This is a genomic window from Rahnella sp. AA (genome assembly GCF_002834385.1).
In the GTDB taxonomy this organism is placed as follows: domain Bacteria; phylum Pseudomonadota; class Gammaproteobacteria; order Enterobacterales; family Enterobacteriaceae; genus Rahnella.
In genome coordinates this window covers 193,198-208,371 of record NZ_PITQ01000002.1, presented here as the reverse complement: position 1 = coordinate 208,371, position 15,174 = coordinate 193,198, and the positions used below count along the sequence as shown (strand labels likewise).

Below are 15,174 nucleotides of genomic sequence, written 5' to 3'. Positions count from 1 at the left end.
GGTTCTTATTATGAAAGCATTAAATAAGAAAAGTGTGCTCACTTATTTAAAAGAGGGCGGGATTTATGTGGTATTGCTGGTCTTACTGGCGATTATTATCATCCAGGATCCCAGCTTCCTCAGTCTGGTCAACTTAAGTAATATTCTGACCCAGTCTTCCGTGCGCGTTATTATCGCACTGGGCGTGGCGGGGCTTATCGTCACGCAGGGGACAGACCTGTCAGCCGGGCGTCAGGTGGGCTTAGCGGCAGTTGTTGCGGCCACCATGCTGCAGGCGATGGATAACGTCAACAAAGTCTTCCCGCATCTGGAAGTGGTGCCAATTCCACTGGTTATTCTGACCGTGTGTATTGTTGGTGCGTTAATTGGTTTGCTCAACGGTATTATCATTGCTTACCTGAACGTAACGCCGTTTATCACCACGCTGGGTACGATGATTATCGTCTACGGGATTAACTCCCTGTATTACGACTACGTCGGCTCATCACCGGTAGCGGGTTTTGACCCTGGCTTCTCACAATTCGCACAGGGCTTTATTCATCTGGGCGGCCTGAAGCTTTCTTACATCACATTCTATGCGCTGATTGCTATCGCCTTTGTCTGGGTACTGTGGAACAAAACCCGCTTCGGCAAAAACATCTTTGCTATCGGTGGTAACCCGGAAGCTGCGAAAGTTTCTGGCGTAAACGTTCCGTTAAACCTGATCATGATCTATGCGTTGTCCGGTGTGTTCTACGCGTTCGGTGGTTTGCTGGAAGCAGGGCGTATCGGCAGTGCGACGAACAACCTCGGATTTATGTACGAACTTGATGCCATCGCGGCCTGTGTGGTCGGCGGCGTGTCATTCGCTGGTGGCGTAGGTTCTGTGGCCGGTGTGGTGACCGGTGTACTGATCTTCACCGTTATCAACTACGGCCTGACCTACATCGGCGTGAACCCTTACTGGCAGTACATCATCAAAGGCAGCATCATCATCTTCGCGGTGGCGCTGGACTCTTTGAAATACGCTAAGAAGAAGTAAAGCTGGCAGCAGTAAACGAAAAGGGCGCTCCGGCGCCCTTTTTGCATTTGTTGTTCAGATAAAAATTACTGCTGGAACGGATTTCTTCCCACCGGTTTTACCGGTTCGGGCGCAGGCTTGGGTGCCGGTTCTGCATCTTCAGTTTCAGCCTGCGCCGCTTCATTAGCCTCCTGCACGGCTTTGATTCGTGCGGCTTCGTCGGCGGCAGCCTTATCCGCTGCGGCTTTTTCTGCGGCTGCTTTATCGGCGGCGGCTTTGGCGATAGCGGCTTTTTTCTCGGCTTCGAGCTGCTGCTGTAATGCAAGCAGTTGTTCTGGCGTCACGGCCGGGTAACCCTGGGCATCGTCAGGAATATTATGGATGGCCGGAATCGGGATCAGCGGGCCAAGGAAGCGCGGCTCGCGTTTGAGCAGATACAAATCCGTCAGTGCGCCGAGGCGGGCGAAGATCTCACGGCTGCGCACGCTGAGCATATCCTTGGGGGAGGGCACCGCGAAACACTGCGCCTGAATGCCCATGTGCAGCGCGATAAACAGTGCGCGTTCGCAGTGGAAACGCTGGGTGATGATGATGAAATCATTGGTATCAAAGACTTTGCGGGTACGCACGATGGAATCCAGTGTCCGGAAACCAGCGTAATCGAGCACGATATCGCTGGCGGGAATACCGGCGGCGATCAAATCCCGACGCATGGTGCTTGGTTCGTTGTAACTTTGCTGCGCATTATCCCCGCTCAGCAGCAGATATTTCACTTTGCCGCTGTTGTACGCGTTAATCGCGCCCTGGATCCGGTACAGATAATACTGGTTGATTACGCCTGTCCGGTAATATTTCGCAGTGCCAAGCACTACGCCAACTTGCCGGTGAGGCAGGGTTTGCACTTCGTCATAAATGTACGGCTGAGTCCGCAGACTGATCCACTGATCAAGCCCAATAGCGACAGCCAGCATCAGAATAATGATGCCAAAAACGCCAGCTATAAGTCGCTTAATCATAGGTATCCCTGTTATGACCAGATGGAAATCGGATCCAAGGCTACTTTACCTGTTTAGGGGACGCAATACGTTGAACTCCGTATCCGCAGGCATCGCGGGTTTTTTCAGCACTTTTCAGTGAATTACTGTCTGATTTGTGTGAAAGGCTGCAATTAAAGTGAAAAAAAGACCAGTGCACAGGCACTGGTCCGGATCCGCGTCAGTCTGGCTTCCTTGAATTAAAGAAGGGATCAGAATGACGTGCGTTTATAGGAGCGGTATTGCGGTGCCCAGAAGTTGTGCTCAATCGCTTTGGACAGCGAATCTTCTGAAGTCACCATCGCCACGCCCTGCAACTGTGCGGCTTTACCCACTTCCATCGCGATGCATTTAGAAACGCCCTGAATATCATTCACATCCGGCAGCAGTGAACCCTTGCCTTCGGTGGCCAGCGGTGAACATTCTGCCAGTGTCCGGCTGGCGGCCATCAGCATGCCGTCCGTGACGCGGGTTGCACCTGAGGCAATGACGCCCAGCCCGATACCTGGGAAGATAAAGGAGTTGTTGCACTGCGCGATAGGGTACAGCGTGCCTTTATGGCTTACCGGTGCAAACGGGCTGCCGGTGGCGACCAGCGCAGCGCCATCTGTCCAGTTCAGGATATCTGCCGGTGTCGCTTCCACGCGCGATGTCGGGTTACTCAGTGGCATGACCACCGGGCGGGCGCAGTGTTTATGCATTTCACGGATGATTTCTTCCGTGAACAGACCCGGCTGGCCGGAGACACCGATCAGTACCGTAGGTTTGGCGTTACGCACCACATCAAGCAGGGAGATACTGTCGCTGCTCATGCCCCAGCCAGTAAGCTGGCTGCTTTTTTGCACCAGGCGGCTCTGGAAATCGAGCAGGTTTGGCAGTTTGTCGGTCAGCAGGCCAAAGCGGTCAACCATGAAGACTTTCGCGCGCGCTTCTTCTTCGCTAAGACCTTCGGACTTCATCTGTGCGACGATTTGTTCTGCGATACCACAACCGGCAGAACCGGCGCCGAGGAAGGCGACCGTCTGGTCACTCAGTTTGCCACCGGCGGCTTTGCTGGCGGCAATCAGGCTGCCCAGCGCCACGGACGCAGTGCCCTGAATATCATCGTTAAAGCAGCACAACTCGTCGCGGTAGCGTTCGAGGATTGGCATAGCGTTCTTCTGAGCGAAATCTTCGAACTGCAACAGCACGTTAGGCCAGCGTATTTTTACCGCCTGAATGAACTGGTCGACAAAGGCTTCGTACTCTTCGCCGGTGATACGCGGGTGACGCCAGCCCATGTACAGCGGATCATTAAGCAGTTGCGGGTTGTTGGTGCCGGCATCCAGCACAACCGGCAGGGTATACGCCGGGCTGATACCGCCGCACGCGGTATACAAAGACAATTTGCCGATAGGAATGCCCATGCCGCCGATGCCCTGGTCGCCCAGGCCCAGAATTCGCTCGCCGTCAGTGACCACCACCACTTTGACGTGTTGCTTGGTAGCGTTTTGCAGCATGTCGTCGATGTGCGCGCGGTTAGGGTAGGAGATAAAAAGACCACGGGCGCGGCGGTAGATATCAGAGAAATGCTCGCAGGCTTCGCCTACGGTCGGGGTATAAATCACCGGCATCATTTCGCTGAGATGGTTGTCCAGGAGGCGGTAAAACAGCGTCTCGTTGGTGTCCTGAATGTTACGCAGATAGATATGTTTATCGATGTCAGTTTTGAAATTCTGGAACTGGCGATAGGCGCGATCGGCCTGTTCTTCGATCGTTTCAACGGCTTCAGGCAGCAGGCCGTGGAGGTTAAAATTGCTGCGTTCTTCTTCCGTAAAAGCGCTGCCTTTATTCAGTAACGGAAACTCCAGCAGGATCGGGCCAGCGTGAGGGATATACAGGGGGCGTTTGCTTTCGTATTCAAGTTCCATCGTTTTACTCTTCCGGGGGTCAGAATATCGTTTTTTTATATTTCGGAGCGGTGAGGGTAACAGAGAGGAAATGAAGAATTCAAATGACAAATGTAATGGGAATGTTATGTAACTAAAGACTCCGGAAAGGGAGTCTTTAGTGTTATCCGGCTCACATTTTCAGCAGGTCAGCGTGGTCATCTCTTCGCAACCCAGCGCGTTAAGCGTGGCTCGCGTGGCATCATTTTGGGTGATCAGCGCACCGTTTTGCTCGACCAGCACGGCACGACGAACCTTCAGGCAATCCTCGCCAGACATATTCAGCAGAATTAAGGCAGCCTGCAAAGGCGGAAGGCTCGGGTTGAAGGCCGCATTTTCAGCATAGCGCCCGGCGAACTGTTTGCCGGTGTGCGTTTCCAGCGCCACGCCGCTGTGTGATTTGCTGTAAGGCGCATGGCTTTGGTTGCAGGCATCCAGCGCAAGCGTTGCCAGTGCGTCAGTGGCTTCCAGCGCGTAGCCGTGATCGACTTTATCCATCAGCAGCGTGGTGATATCCAGATCCTTCGGCCCGAAGGAATGCGGCAGATAATCGCCGAGCGTGGCGACGTCGCGATCCGGCAGGTGAATATCCAGCGCCGTACCGCTGGTCAGTTCATTCATAAACTGGCGGCAATGGCCGCAAGGCGTGTAATTAACCGTGATTGATGCCAGACGGGTTTCGCCACGCAGCCAGGCGTGTGTGACCGCAGATTGTTCGGCGTGAACGGTTTGCTGCATCGGCGCACCGGCAAATTCCATGTTGGCACCGAAATACAGATTACCTGAGGTTCCGCGGGCAATCGCACCCACGTTGAAATGCGAAATCGGCGTCACGGAACAGGCTGCTGCCAGAGGGAGCAGGGCAAATGCCAGCGCATCGTCGTCCAGACCGGTAGCCTGTTTTACCTGCGCAACCTCGGCGGCCGTGAACATTGCCGGGAAGTCATCATGTCGCAGAAACGGCTTCAGCGCTGAGGATAAATTTTCAGGGAGTGCCGCAAAGGCGGTATGAAAACGTGCGTGCATAAACATTCGATCTCGACTGTGATTACGGTTAAACAGTGTAAAAGTCATTACGTGAAGTAAGTGTGACAGAGGTCACTTTTTTGATGAAACAGATTAGCTGGAGTTGCAGTTTTGAGAGATGTTACGCAAAAAAAAATGCCTTTCACAGCGTTCCCAAAATCATTCGGGCTAAATCAAGGCGGCAACTGCCCCGCGGGAGCATACATAAGTATGTGACCGGGGGGCGCGAGGGCGGCCAACGCAGAGTTGGCCTGAATGATGAAGGGGAATCAGTGAGCGGGGAACCACTTGTCGTTGATCTTTTTGAATTCGCCGTTGGCTTTAATGCCTTCCAGCGCCGCATTCAACTTCGCCAGCAATTCTTTATTCTCAGGACGCACGGCCATCCCGACACCGGTACCGAAGTATTGCGGATCTTTAATCAGTCCGCCCACTTCGCCCAGGTTAGGGTTGGATTTCAGCCAGCCATTCAGCACGGCGGTATCGCCGAGCAGGCCGTCCAGGCGACCGCTTTTCAGATCCAGAATCGCATTCTGATAGCTGTCATAACCGACGGTGGTGATCTCAGGGTGTTTTTCCATCAGGTATTTCTGGTGCGTGGTGCCGTTTTCCAGGCCGACACGTTTACCTTTCAGATCCGCAATAGAAGAGAATTTACCCTTCGGCCCGATAATCATGGCGGTATTGGCGTAGTAAGGCTGGGTAAAAGTGACCTGCTTGCTGCGCTCTTCGGTGATGTCCATGCCGGAAATGATGACGTCAAAACGACGGAATTTCAGCGCCGGGATCAGCCCGTCAAACGGCTGGTTGGTGAACGTGCAGGTCTCCTGCATCTGTTTACAAACAGCGTTCGCCAGATCCATGTCAAACCCGACGATCTGGTTGTTGGCGTCCATCGATTCGAACGGCGGATAGGTCGCGGAAGTCCCGAAACGAATGGTCTCAGCAGCGGTAGCGGCGAAAGCGGTGGCAGATAAAACGGCAGCGAGGATCAGCTTTTTCATGCAATACATTCCTGTTCAAAAAATGACATTCCCTTCATGGTTCAGTTTACTGATTTTATTAATGTAATCGGGCAACTGGCAGGAAGTGAAACCTGCGATTAAATTGCCATTAAATGAATTTATATGCAATTAATTCGATTAAAAAATTAAATTTAGATGTGTGTACTATTTCGGGGGCATAAAAAAAGGGACGATTTCTCGTCCCTTCAGCTGTCCGGTGTCCATTAATTACGGCGTTCAAACGCCAGCGCACGGCGTTCTATCAGGCGCATCATCAGGGTCAGTAACCCGTTCACACACAGATAAACCAGACCGGCAGCGCCAAATACCATCACGTCATAGGTGCGGCCATACATCAGCTGGCTGTGCCCCATAACGTCCATCAGCGTAATGGTGTACGCCAGAGAGGTACTTTTAAAGACCAGCACCACTTCGTTGGAGTAGGACGACAGTGCGCGCTTAAACGCATACGGCAGCAGAATTCGCAGGGTCTGCGGTTTCGACATGCCCAGCGCTTCGCAGGATTGCCACTGGCCGGAAGGAATTGCGCGCACCGCACCGGTAAACAGTTGCGTGGTGTAAGCGGCACTGTTCAGCGCCAGCGCAAACATCGCACACAGCCACGGCTGCGACAGCACTTCCCACAACCAGGGGATTTCACGAATTGACGGAAACTGGCCCGGGCCGTAATAAATCAGGAAGATTTGCACCAGCAGCGGCGTACCGGTAAACAGCGTGATATAGCCTTTCACTATGTGGCTGGCAACGGGCACTTTCAGCGTCAGGATCACGGTGAAAATCATCGCCAGCAGCAGCGCAACAATCAGCGCCGCCACGGTCAGTGTCAGGCTGGTGTGCAATCCTTTCAGGACTTCAGGTAAATATTCCCACATCAGGAAGCACTCCGTTCAAAGCGGGTGGTACGCAGTTCGATGCGTTTAATCACGAACTGGCTGAACAGGGTGACAATCAGATAAATGCAGGCCGCAATCACGTACCAGGTAAAAGGTTCCTGCGTCCGCGTGGCGATACTTTTGGTTTGCAGCATCAAATCATTCACGCTGATAAGCGACACCAGCGCGGTATCTTTTAGCAGCACCAGCCACTGATTGCTCAGGCCCGGCAGTGCGTGACGCCACATTTGCGGCATGATCAGGCGAAAGAAAATCGCCGATTTCTTCATGCCCAGCACCTGACCGGATTCCCACTGACCTTGCGGAACGGCTTTCAGCGCGCCGCGTAATGTCTGCGAAGCATAAGCGGAATACAGCAGCGAAAGGGCAATGACGCCACAGACAAACGGGCTGACTTCGAAGTTTTCGATGGGCAGCTTTATAGGCACTGAGAATAGCCCGAGATTGAGGCTAAAGCCGTCCGCCAGCACCATCAGTACCTGTGAGGAACCGAAGTAGATGAACAGCACCACCAGGATTTCTGGCAGACCGCGCAGCACAGTAACCCACGCGGTGCCCAGCCAGCTAAGCGGCTTCCACGGCGCGGACTCCCAGACGGCGAAGATCATCGCCAGCACCAGGCCGAGGATCAGCGCACAAACGGCAAGGCCGACGGTCATCCCGGCGGCGCTTGCTAAAGGTTGGAATTCAGTCATTGATAGGCAAACTTATTGCTGGAACCATTTTGAATACAGCGTTTTGTAAGTGCCGTCTGCTTTCACTTTTGCCAGAGCATCATTGAGTTTAGTCAGCAGTTCGGTGTTGTTCTGACGAACAGCGACACCCAGACCGGTACCAAAGTAAGTAGGATCGGTGATTTTGTCACCCACGGCGGCCAGGTTTTTATTCTGCTTCAGCCATTCGTTCACTACGGCGGTATCACCGAACACGGCGTCCAGACGACCATTTTTCAGATCCAACACGGCGTTCTGATAGCTGTCGTAAGGCACGGCAGTAATTTCCGGGTGTTTATCCATCAGGAATTTCTGGTGCGTGGTGCCGTTTTGCATACCGACGCGTTTGCCTTTCAGCGCCGCAACGTCAGCAAACTGCCCGGCGTGAGCGATGAAAATAGCGGAGTTATCATAGTAAGCGTTGGTGAAAGAAACTTGTTTTTCACGCTCAGGGGTGATGTCCATGCCGGAAATGACCGCATCAAAGCGACGGAATTTCAGGCTTGGGATCAGACTGTCGAAGGCCTGGTTTGTGAATGTGCAGGTAGCCTGCATCTCTTTACACATGGCATTAGCCAGATCGACGTCGAAGCCCTGAATCTGATTGCTGGAGTCTACAAACTCAAACGGAGGATAAGACGCTTCCATTGCGAAACGGATGGTATCAGCAGCACTGGCGGACAAACTGACGGTAGCCAGAACTGCGGCAATTACTAATTTTTTCATCGCTTACTCCGTAGAAAACATCAATCAATATGTTGATAGGAAAAAATTTTAATGGGAAAGGTAGCTCGCAAATTCTTTGGTTTTCGGCTGAGCGAAAATTGACGCGTCACCTTGTTCGACAATGCGGCCGTTTTCCATGTACACCACGCGGCTGGCGGTTTTACGTGCCACTTCCACCTCGTGGGTCACAATCACCTGAGTAATCCCGGTGCCGGCCAGTTCGCGGATAATGCTGACGATCTGCGCGGTAATTTCCGGGTCAAGCGCGGCAGTCGGTTCGTCAAACAGTAAAACCTGAGGCTCCATCATCAGTGCACGGGCAATCGCCACACGCTGCTGCTGACCACCGGAGAGATGCAACGGGAAACGATCGGCGTAATCGGTCAGGCGCAGACGGGTCAGCAATTTCTGTGCGCGTTGCAGCGCGACCTCTTTTGTCAGACCCAGAACACGCATCGGGGCTTCCAGTAAGTTGTCGAGCACGGTGCGGTGCGGCCACAGATTGTATTGCTGGAAAACCATGCCGACGTTCTGACGCAGTTCGCGAACTGCTTTTTCATCGGGTTTGCGGGTGAAATCGAAGGTGTTACCGGCGATTTGCAGGGTGCCTGAACGGGGCATTTCCAGCAGGTTCAGAACACGTAACAGAGAGCTTTTGCCTGCACCACTTGGGCCCAGTAAAACGAGGGTTTCACCGGCAGGGCAGTCGAGCTGGATGTCAAAAAGCGCCTGATGCACGCCATAGAAGCAGTTGATGCTATTAAGTTGAATACTCATGCGCAAATAGTGAATAGCCATTGATGCCGCAGATGGTAACTTCCACAGCATAGTTATGCAACGATCGCGGCTTAAAAATTATGTGTTGCCGCAGTAAGGCTAAAGTGTAGCACAACATATTGTTAATCATCTGTAATGGAGGTGTTGGTCAATGACGGTATTCATCACCGACCAACCTTTTTCGGGCGGTTTTTTTAGAGAAAGAACCGGGTTATTGGTTTTCCAAAACCTGGCGTAATGTGCCGCTGGAGGCAAAATCAAGATTTGCCATGTATCGGACATCATCAACCGTCCAGCACTTCCCTTCGCGGACCATCAGCACTTCATCTTTCCACGTGGCTGAAGCGCCCTTATCTTTTTCGTGTGTGAAGGTGACACGCAGGGGGATGTTGCGGGCGTCAGTGTTAGGAATGGTGGATGCACTGTCCACGGAGGCGGATGTCGGGCCGTCAAACTGGCTGGAGAAAATATCGCCATCGCCGGAGCCTGCGCCGGCTTTCTCATTTGGCGAGGCGGCGATATCCACTTTCGGCTGTGACTGTGCTTTCTGCAGCGCTGCGTAAAGAGCGGTGCTCAGATAAGGCCGGTAAGCGGCGAGCTGGCTGGCGTTAGGGATCCCGCTGCCGCCTTGTTTGATACGAAAATCATAGAATTGCTGGGCAACGCTGTCAGGGCCACCGTCAACACATGGCGCGGTCCGGCTGCCGATATCCTTATACGCAGGTTCTACCGTCGTGCACGCACTTAACACCAATATCAGGGGGATTGCGGCGACAAGAGTTTTCTTTTTCATCGTATTCCTTACTGAAAGATTGAACATTTTCACCATGACCTTCTTTAACCATAGAGTATAAAACCGATTTGGCTTAATGCATGGCGCAGAGAAATGATACGTGCTGGCGGAGCACATCGTTTATGCTATCCGGGTGATTTTCTCCGACATGTGGACGACAACTGATAAGGAATACTCATGCAAATTTCAACCACTCCGACCCTGGAAGGTTTTACCATCGCGGAATATTGCGGCGTGGTCACGGGCGAAGCGATTTTGGGGGCGAACATTTTTCGTGATTTCTTCGCAGGCGTGCGCGATATCGTCGGTGGCCGTTCCGGCGCGTATGAAAAAGAACTGCGCAAAGCACGTGAAATTGCCTTTCGCGAGCTGGAAGAACAGGCGAAAGAACGCGGTGCTAACGCCGTGGTCGGCATTGATATCGATTATGAAACGGTAGGCAAAGACAGCAGCATGCTGATGGTCAGCGTCTCCGGCACCGCTGTTATTGTGCACCGAAAATGATGTGGCGAAAGATCAACATCGGCATCATTCTCGCGTGTCTGCTGGCCCTGACGGGCTGCCAGAACGGCGCTGAACAGGCGAAAAATTTACCTTACCGGCTGGAAACAACGCGGCAGGCACAGGGAATGGATCAGCGGGTGCGTTTTCTGGTCATCCATTACACGGCGGAAGATTTCCACAACGCATTAAATACGCTTACGGATGAACACGTCAGCGCACATTACCTGATCCCGGCGCATCCGCCGCGTGAAAACGGGAAACCGGTCGCGTGGCAGCTGGTGCCGGAAAACATGCGCGCATGGCATGCGGGAGCCAGCGGCTGGCGCGGACGCACCAATCTGAACGATACGTCCATCGGTATTGAGCTGGAAAACAAAGGCTACAGCACGACGCTGCTGGGCAAAAAATTCTATCCTTTCCCGCCCGCGCAAATCGATTTGCTGGCAGACCTGAGCAAAGGCATTGTTGCGCGTTATCAGATTGAGCCGCGCAACGTGGTGGCGCACAGCGATATTGCGCCGCAGCGTAAAGACGATCCGGGGCCATTATTCCCGTGGCAACAGATGGCGGAGCGGGGGATTGGTGCCTGGCCGGACGCGGCGCGGGTCAGCCATTTTCTGGCGGGCAGGGATCCGCAGCAACCGGTGGATCAGGCGCATCAGCTGACATTGCTGAAACAGTACGGTTATACCGTGACGGAAAACATGACGGCGGAGCAGGCACGCCGTGTGATTTCGGCGTTCCAGATGCATTTCAGGCAGAGTGATTATCGCGGGAATGCTGATGCGCAGTCAGAGGCCATTGTTCTGGCACTGTTACAGCAATTCCCGGATTCGAATAACTGAGGAAGCGGCTGACCCGGCGGTCAGTCGCGTTTCGGGCCGATGCCGTGCAGGCCCTGAAGTTTGCCGTGGTCGCGCAGCCAGGCGGCGGTGCGGATGATCCCCTGATCCAGCGAAATCACCGGCACATATCCCAGCTCTTTCTGCGCGCGCTGCGTGTCGAGCGTGAGATCGAAATTCAGTTTCGCAACGCTGTAATGCGTCAGTACCGGCTCTTTGTGTGAGCTTTTGCTGATGTGCTCCATACCACGCGCCATCATATCCAGCAGCGGATAAGGCACGGAGCGGATGCGGTATTTGATGTCCAGGCTTTCCATCAGCTGTTTCACCAGCGTGCGCAGTGGCCGGGGTTGCTGATTGGTGATGTTAAACGCGCGTCCGGATTCTGTGGATTCCGACTGCGTCGCCAGCCACATCGCGTGAACCGCGTTCTCCACGTACGTCATGTCGACCAGTGCTTCGCCACCGCGCGGCAGCATCAGCGTGCCGCCATATTTCAGCATTTGCATCAGGCGGGGAAGCAGCACGTTATCGTGTGGCCCGAAAATGCCCTGCGGACGTAAAATCGTGAAATGCGTTTGCGGATTGGACATCGCCAGCGTGTGAATCACCTGTTCACCGGCGGCTTTGCTGCGGGCGAAGGAATTGGCGAAACGATGCGGGCGGAAGTCTTCCTGAATATCACGATGATGATGAAAGTCGAAGTAAATGGCGGGTGATGAAATATGCACGAAGTTTTCAACGCCGTAAGCTGCAGACCATTCCCCCAGACGGCGCGTCGCGCGGACGTTCGCCAGTTCGAACTCCTGTTCGCTGCCCCACGGCGACATCAGCCCGGAACAGTGCCAGACGGTATCCACATCGGCAAGCAACGCTTTAGCCTGCGCCGATACCAGCGTGGTGAGATCGGCATGAATAAATTCTGCGCCCATTTTTTGCAAAAGTGAGCCCATAGCGGCATTGCGACCCGTCGCCCGGACTTTAATCCCTTTATTTCGCAAAAACTCGACCGCATTGCGCCCTAAACCGCTGCTGGCGCCGGTAACCAAAACTCTCATAACTACTCTTCATCCTTCACGTTGCAGCGGTGTTCGCTGCTCTCATTCACCCGAATCACTGACTCCAGTCAGCTCATCGGGATTCATTCGTTTGCTGCCTTGCTGCAACCCGAATGATTTTGAGTACATCCCAATGAGTGAAATTACTAAGGCTGGGGCGCCTCTCAGCAATAAGCGCGCCATTCTTTCGTGAAATTGTGCGGGTTGCAATGGGAAAGGGGTGCAGCAATGTCTGAAACTGTGCGATTGTGCTTTAAATAAACCCTTTCAGCTTCCGCAGCGGTCTTTCTGACGGGCCAGGCTGGCGATGCGTTTCGCCATGCCTCGAAAAATAAACTGATGAGCGGGCATCATACTGAACCAGTAGAGCAGGCCGCTGAATCCGGCCGGATGCCACCACGCGCGAACGTCCAGACTGCGGCTTTCGCCGTGATCGGTGATCGTGAACGTCAGCCGTCCGAGCCCCGGCGCTTTCATCCCGAATAGCAACGCCAGTTCGCGCTGCGGTTTCAGGTTGATCACTTTCCATCCGTCAATTTTATCGCCGATTTTCAGGGTGTCCCGGTCAGGGCGGCCATACTGCACGCCACCGCCGAGCAGATCGTCGATGCGTGCCCGCGTCTTCCATAATCCGTTGGCGTAAAAATAGCCTTCTGCGCCGCCCAGTTTCTGCACGACTTTCCACAGTGACGCTTTTGACGCCGACGTTTCCAGCGTGAAGCCCGCCTGTTTCGGGTAATAGCCGTAGCCTGGCCGCCAGCGTGCACGGGCGTCCGGGTCATAGCCCCAGTCGGGTGAATCCATCACCTGTTGTTGTTCCTTTTCCAGCGTGTAGCTAATCGCCTCATTGATCGAAATCAGCTCCTGCGGGATCAGCGCCTGAAGTTCTGCACTGTCAGCGGGCAAATCGTGATTCAGCCCCTGAATCAGCGCCTTGGCGAGCGATGTGGGCACCGAAGTGATCAGGCTGAGAAAATAAACTGAAACAAAAGAGGTCGGCAGCGGGACGGGGATCAGCCAGCGGCGTTTCCCGCTCATTGCAATAAAGCGTTCGAACAACGTCTGATAGCTGATGTATTCCGGCCCGGCGGCGTCAAAAATACGATTCCCGCTGGCGGGCAAGGTCACCAGACCCTGCAAATAATTCAGCAGATTCTCCAGAGCGATGGGCGACGATTTCGAACGAACCCAGCGTGGTGGCGTTAAAACAGGCAGGTTATAAACCATGTCGCGCATGACTTCAAAAGCCGCCGAACCTGCGCCAATTACAATGCCGGTGCGCAGTTCTGTCACCGGAATATTGCTCATGCGCAGCAAATCGCCGGTCAGCTTACGCGCCTGCAGATGGGGTGAATAGTTGCCTTCCGGCTGCATGGATCCGAGATAAACAATGTGTCTGATGGAGGAGTCGCGCAGCGCCAGCAGGGTGTGTTGCGCCGCCTGTCGCTCTTTTTCCAGCAGGTCATCGTCTTCTGCCATCGCGTGGACCAGATATACCAGCACGTCTGCGTCTTCAAAGGCTGCTGCCAGCGTTTTGCTCTGATAGACATCCGCAAAACAGCAACGGACGTGAGGCCATTTCTGTTGTTGCAGCCATTCGATGCGACGCGCAGCCGCGGTAACCTGAAAACCGTGCTGGCTCAGGTGGGCAGTCAGATGTTGTCCGATATATCCGCTGGCTCCGAGAACGACAATTCTAGGCATAGTCCGTTTGCTCTGATAGTGGGGAGGATTTTAGATGAGCGGCGATAACCCGGGGTTACCGCCGCAAACGGAAGGGCCGTCAGGCGTGCTGGTGCAGGAACTCCTGCCACAGGGCGACGACTTTTTGCAGGTCCTCACGGCTGATGTTGATGTGAGTCAGCACACGGGTCAGCGGGCCTGCGCTGATAATCACGCCGCGCTCACGCATCCACGGGCCCATTTTTTCGGCCAGTTCAGCGCTCTGTTTGATGTAAAGAACGTTGGTCTGCGGGCCGGGTTCTGCGATTTCCACGCCAATATGGCTTAGCTGTTCGGCCAGCCACTGCGCATTGTCATGGTCATCTTTCAGTCGTGCCACGTTGTTTTCCAGCGCATAAATGGCCGCTGCGGCCAGAATGCCGGACTGGCGCATACCGCCTCCGGTCATCTTGCGCCAGCGGTTCGCGCGGTGGATGTAATCTTTGCTGCCAACCAGCAGGGAACCCACCGGCGCGCCCAGACCCTTCGACAGGCAAATGGTCAGGGTGTCGCAATATTGGGTGATTTCGCTCAGCTCAACGTTCAGCGCCACAGCGGCATTCATGATGCGCGCCCCATCGATATGTAGCGCCAGCCCTTTTTCGCGGGTAAACGCGTAGGCTTTTTGCAAATAATCGAGCGGAAGCACTTTGCCGCTGTGCGTGTTTTCCAGGCTCAGCAGGCGGGTGCGGGCAAAGTGAATGTCATCGGGTTTGATGGCGGCGGCGACTTTATCCAGCGGAATGGAGCCGTCGGCGGCCATATCGAGCGGCTGCGGCTGAATGCTGCCGAGAACGGCGGCACCGCCCGCTTCATACATATAGTTGTGGGCTTTCTGGCCGACAATATATTCTTCGCCACGCTGGCAGTGCGTCAGCAGGGCGACCAGATTGGCCTGTGTGCCGGTCGGTAAAAACAGCGCGGCTTCTTTGCCACACAGTTTTGCGGCCATATCCTGCAAAGCATTTACCGTTGGGTCATCGCCGTAGACATCATCGCCGACTTCAGCGTTGGTCATCGCCTGACGCATAGCTTCGCTGGGGCGGGTTACGGTATCACTGCGTAAATCGATCAACGTAATAATCCTTCTACCAGGTGAATGTTAAGTGGAGAAAAAGCGGGCAACCCGTGCC

15 protein-coding genes are annotated in these 15,174 nt (G+C 54.1%); 3 read left to right on the top strand and 12 right to left on the bottom strand.

The window, feature by feature from the left end; genetic code table 11:
* The first annotated feature begins 10 nt into the window (after window positions 1–10).
* Window positions 11–1,021, top strand: coding sequence for a galactose/methyl galactoside ABC transporter permease MglC (gene mglC, locus CWS43_RS05770; protein WP_101075966.1), 1,011 nt, complete (start codon window positions 11–13; stop codon window positions 1,019–1,021).
* Window positions 1,022–1,086: 65 nt separating this feature from the next.
* On the opposite strand, the gene sanA is transcribed toward mglC, so the two are convergent.
* From sanA to CWS43_RS05725, 9 genes are all read right to left on the bottom strand, one after another.
* Entirely contained in the window at window positions 1,087–2,016 is a 930-nt protein-coding gene (gene sanA / locus CWS43_RS05765; RefSeq protein ID WP_101075965.1) for an outer membrane permeability protein SanA, read from the bottom strand.
* A 230-nt stretch (window positions 2,017–2,246) separates the two neighbouring features.
* The gene (locus CWS43_RS05760; RefSeq protein ID WP_101075964.1) at window positions 2,247–3,944 is read right to left on the bottom strand and encodes an NAD-dependent malic enzyme; all 1,698 of its coding nucleotides are present in this window, start codon (window positions 3,942–3,944) and stop codon (window positions 2,247–2,249) included.
* Between the two features lie 159 nt (window positions 3,945–4,103).
* Window positions 4,104–4,988 carry a cytidine deaminase gene (cdd, locus tag CWS43_RS05755; protein WP_101076458.1) on the bottom strand — a complete coding sequence of 295 codons (885 nt, stop codon included), beginning with the start codon at window positions 4,986–4,988 and terminating at the stop codon, window positions 4,104–4,106.
* 269 nt (window positions 4,989–5,257) lie between these two features.
* On the bottom strand, window positions 5,258–5,992 hold the full coding sequence (locus tag CWS43_RS05750; protein WP_101075963.1) for an arginine ABC transporter substrate-binding protein: 735 nt from the start codon (window positions 5,990–5,992) through the stop codon (window positions 5,258–5,260).
* 224 nt (window positions 5,993–6,216) lie between these two features.
* Complete coding sequence (gene artM / locus CWS43_RS05745) at window positions 6,217–6,885, bottom strand: arginine ABC transporter permease ArtM (RefSeq protein WP_101075962.1); 669 nt, start codon at window positions 6,883–6,885, stop codon at window positions 6,217–6,219.
* A complete protein-coding gene (gene artQ / locus CWS43_RS05740) occupies window positions 6,885–7,601 on the bottom strand; it encodes an arginine ABC transporter permease ArtQ (RefSeq protein ID WP_101075961.1) in 717 nt (238 codons plus the stop codon). The genes artM and artQ overlap by 1 nt, the downstream gene beginning before the upstream one ends.
* A 12-nt stretch (window positions 7,602–7,613) precedes the next feature.
* Window positions 7,614–8,345: an arginine ABC transporter substrate-binding protein gene (artJ, locus tag CWS43_RS05735; RefSeq protein WP_101075960.1), complete on the bottom strand. Its 732-nt coding sequence runs from the start codon at window positions 8,343–8,345 to the stop codon at window positions 7,614–7,616.
* A 48-nt stretch (window positions 8,346–8,393) separates the two neighbouring features.
* Window positions 8,394–9,122 carry an arginine ABC transporter ATP-binding protein ArtP gene (gene artP, locus CWS43_RS05730; RefSeq protein ID WP_101076457.1) on the bottom strand — a complete coding sequence of 243 codons (729 nt, stop codon included), beginning with the start codon at window positions 9,120–9,122 and terminating at the stop codon, window positions 8,394–8,396.
* A 211-nt stretch (window positions 9,123–9,333) separates the two neighbouring features.
* Complete coding sequence (locus CWS43_RS05725) at window positions 9,334–9,915, bottom strand: lipoprotein (RefSeq protein ID WP_101075959.1); 582 nt, start codon at window positions 9,913–9,915, stop codon at window positions 9,334–9,336.
* A 177-nt stretch (window positions 9,916–10,092) separates the two neighbouring features.
* On the opposite strand from CWS43_RS05725, the gene CWS43_RS05720 reads away from it, so the two are divergent.
* Both CWS43_RS05720 and CWS43_RS05715 read left to right on the top strand, forming a co-directional pair.
* Window positions 10,093–10,419 (top strand): heavy metal-binding domain-containing protein, encoded by a 327-nt coding sequence (locus CWS43_RS05720; protein WP_013574757.1) that lies wholly within the window; start codon window positions 10,093–10,095, stop codon window positions 10,417–10,419.
* A complete protein-coding gene (locus tag CWS43_RS05715) occupies window positions 10,416–11,264 on the top strand; it encodes an N-acetylmuramoyl-L-alanine amidase (RefSeq protein ID WP_101075958.1) in 849 nt (282 codons plus the stop codon). The genes CWS43_RS05720 and CWS43_RS05715 overlap by 4 nt, the downstream gene beginning before the upstream one ends.
* A 20-nt stretch (window positions 11,265–11,284) precedes the next feature.
* On the opposite strand, the gene CWS43_RS05710 is transcribed toward CWS43_RS05715, so the two are convergent.
* From CWS43_RS05710 to ltaE, 3 genes are all read right to left on the bottom strand, one after another.
* Complete coding sequence (locus CWS43_RS05710) at window positions 11,285–12,319, bottom strand: NAD(P)-dependent oxidoreductase (RefSeq protein WP_101075957.1); 1,035 nt, start codon at window positions 12,317–12,319, stop codon at window positions 11,285–11,287.
* Between the two features lie 267 nt (window positions 12,320–12,586).
* Window positions 12,587–14,023, bottom strand: coding sequence for a DUF2867 domain-containing protein (locus CWS43_RS05705; RefSeq protein ID WP_101075956.1), 1,437 nt, complete (start codon window positions 14,021–14,023; stop codon window positions 12,587–12,589).
* Window positions 14,024–14,102: 79 nt separating this feature from the next.
* Entirely contained in the window at window positions 14,103–15,116 is a 1,014-nt protein-coding gene (ltaE, locus tag CWS43_RS05700; RefSeq protein ID WP_101075955.1) for a low-specificity L-threonine aldolase, read from the bottom strand.
* Between the last annotated feature and the right edge of the window lie 58 nt (window positions 15,117–15,174).

What these genes read in the sequence shown, in the direction of transcription:
- mglC (WP_101075966.1), top strand. Translation starts at nt 11, where the DNA reads ATGAAAGCATTAAATAAGAAAAGTGTGCTCACTTATTTAAAAGAGGGC.
- sanA (WP_101075965.1), bottom strand. Translation starts at nt 2,016, where the DNA reads ATGATTAAGCGACTTATAGCTGGCGTTTTTGGCATCATTATTCTGATG.
- CWS43_RS05760 (WP_101075964.1), bottom strand. Translation starts at nt 3,944, where the DNA reads ATGGAACTTGAATACGAAAGCAAACGCCCCCTGTATATCCCTCACGCT.
- cdd (WP_101076458.1), bottom strand. Translation starts at nt 4,988, where the DNA reads ATGCACGCACGTTTTCATACCGCCTTTGCGGCACTCCCTGAAAATTTA.
- CWS43_RS05750 (WP_101075963.1), bottom strand. Translation starts at nt 5,992, where the DNA reads ATGAAAAAGCTGATCCTCGCTGCCGTTTTATCTGCCACCGCTTTCGCC.
- artM (WP_101075962.1), bottom strand. Translation starts at nt 6,885, where the DNA reads ATGTGGGAATATTTACCTGAAGTCCTGAAAGGATTGCACACCAGCCTG.
- artQ (WP_101075961.1), bottom strand. Translation starts at nt 7,601, where the DNA reads ATGACTGAATTCCAACCTTTAGCAAGCGCCGCCGGGATGACCGTCGGC.
- artJ (WP_101075960.1), bottom strand. Translation starts at nt 8,345, where the DNA reads ATGAAAAAATTAGTAATTGCCGCAGTTCTGGCTACCGTCAGTTTGTCC.
- artP (WP_101076457.1), bottom strand. Translation starts at nt 9,122, where the DNA reads ATGAGTATTCAACTTAATAGCATCAACTGCTTCTATGGCGTGCATCAG.
- CWS43_RS05725 (WP_101075959.1), bottom strand. Translation starts at nt 9,915, where the DNA reads ATGAAAAAGAAAACTCTTGTCGCCGCAATCCCCCTGATATTGGTGTTA.
- CWS43_RS05720 (WP_013574757.1), top strand. Translation starts at nt 10,093, where the DNA reads ATGCAAATTTCAACCACTCCGACCCTGGAAGGTTTTACCATCGCGGAA.
- CWS43_RS05715 (WP_101075958.1), top strand. Translation starts at nt 10,416, where the DNA reads ATGATGTGGCGAAAGATCAACATCGGCATCATTCTCGCGTGTCTGCTG.
- CWS43_RS05710 (WP_101075957.1), bottom strand. Translation starts at nt 12,319, where the DNA reads ATGAGAGTTTTGGTTACCGGCGCCAGCAGCGGTTTAGGGCGCAATGCG.
- CWS43_RS05705 (WP_101075956.1), bottom strand. Translation starts at nt 14,023, where the DNA reads ATGCCTAGAATTGTCGTTCTCGGAGCCAGCGGATATATCGGACAACAT.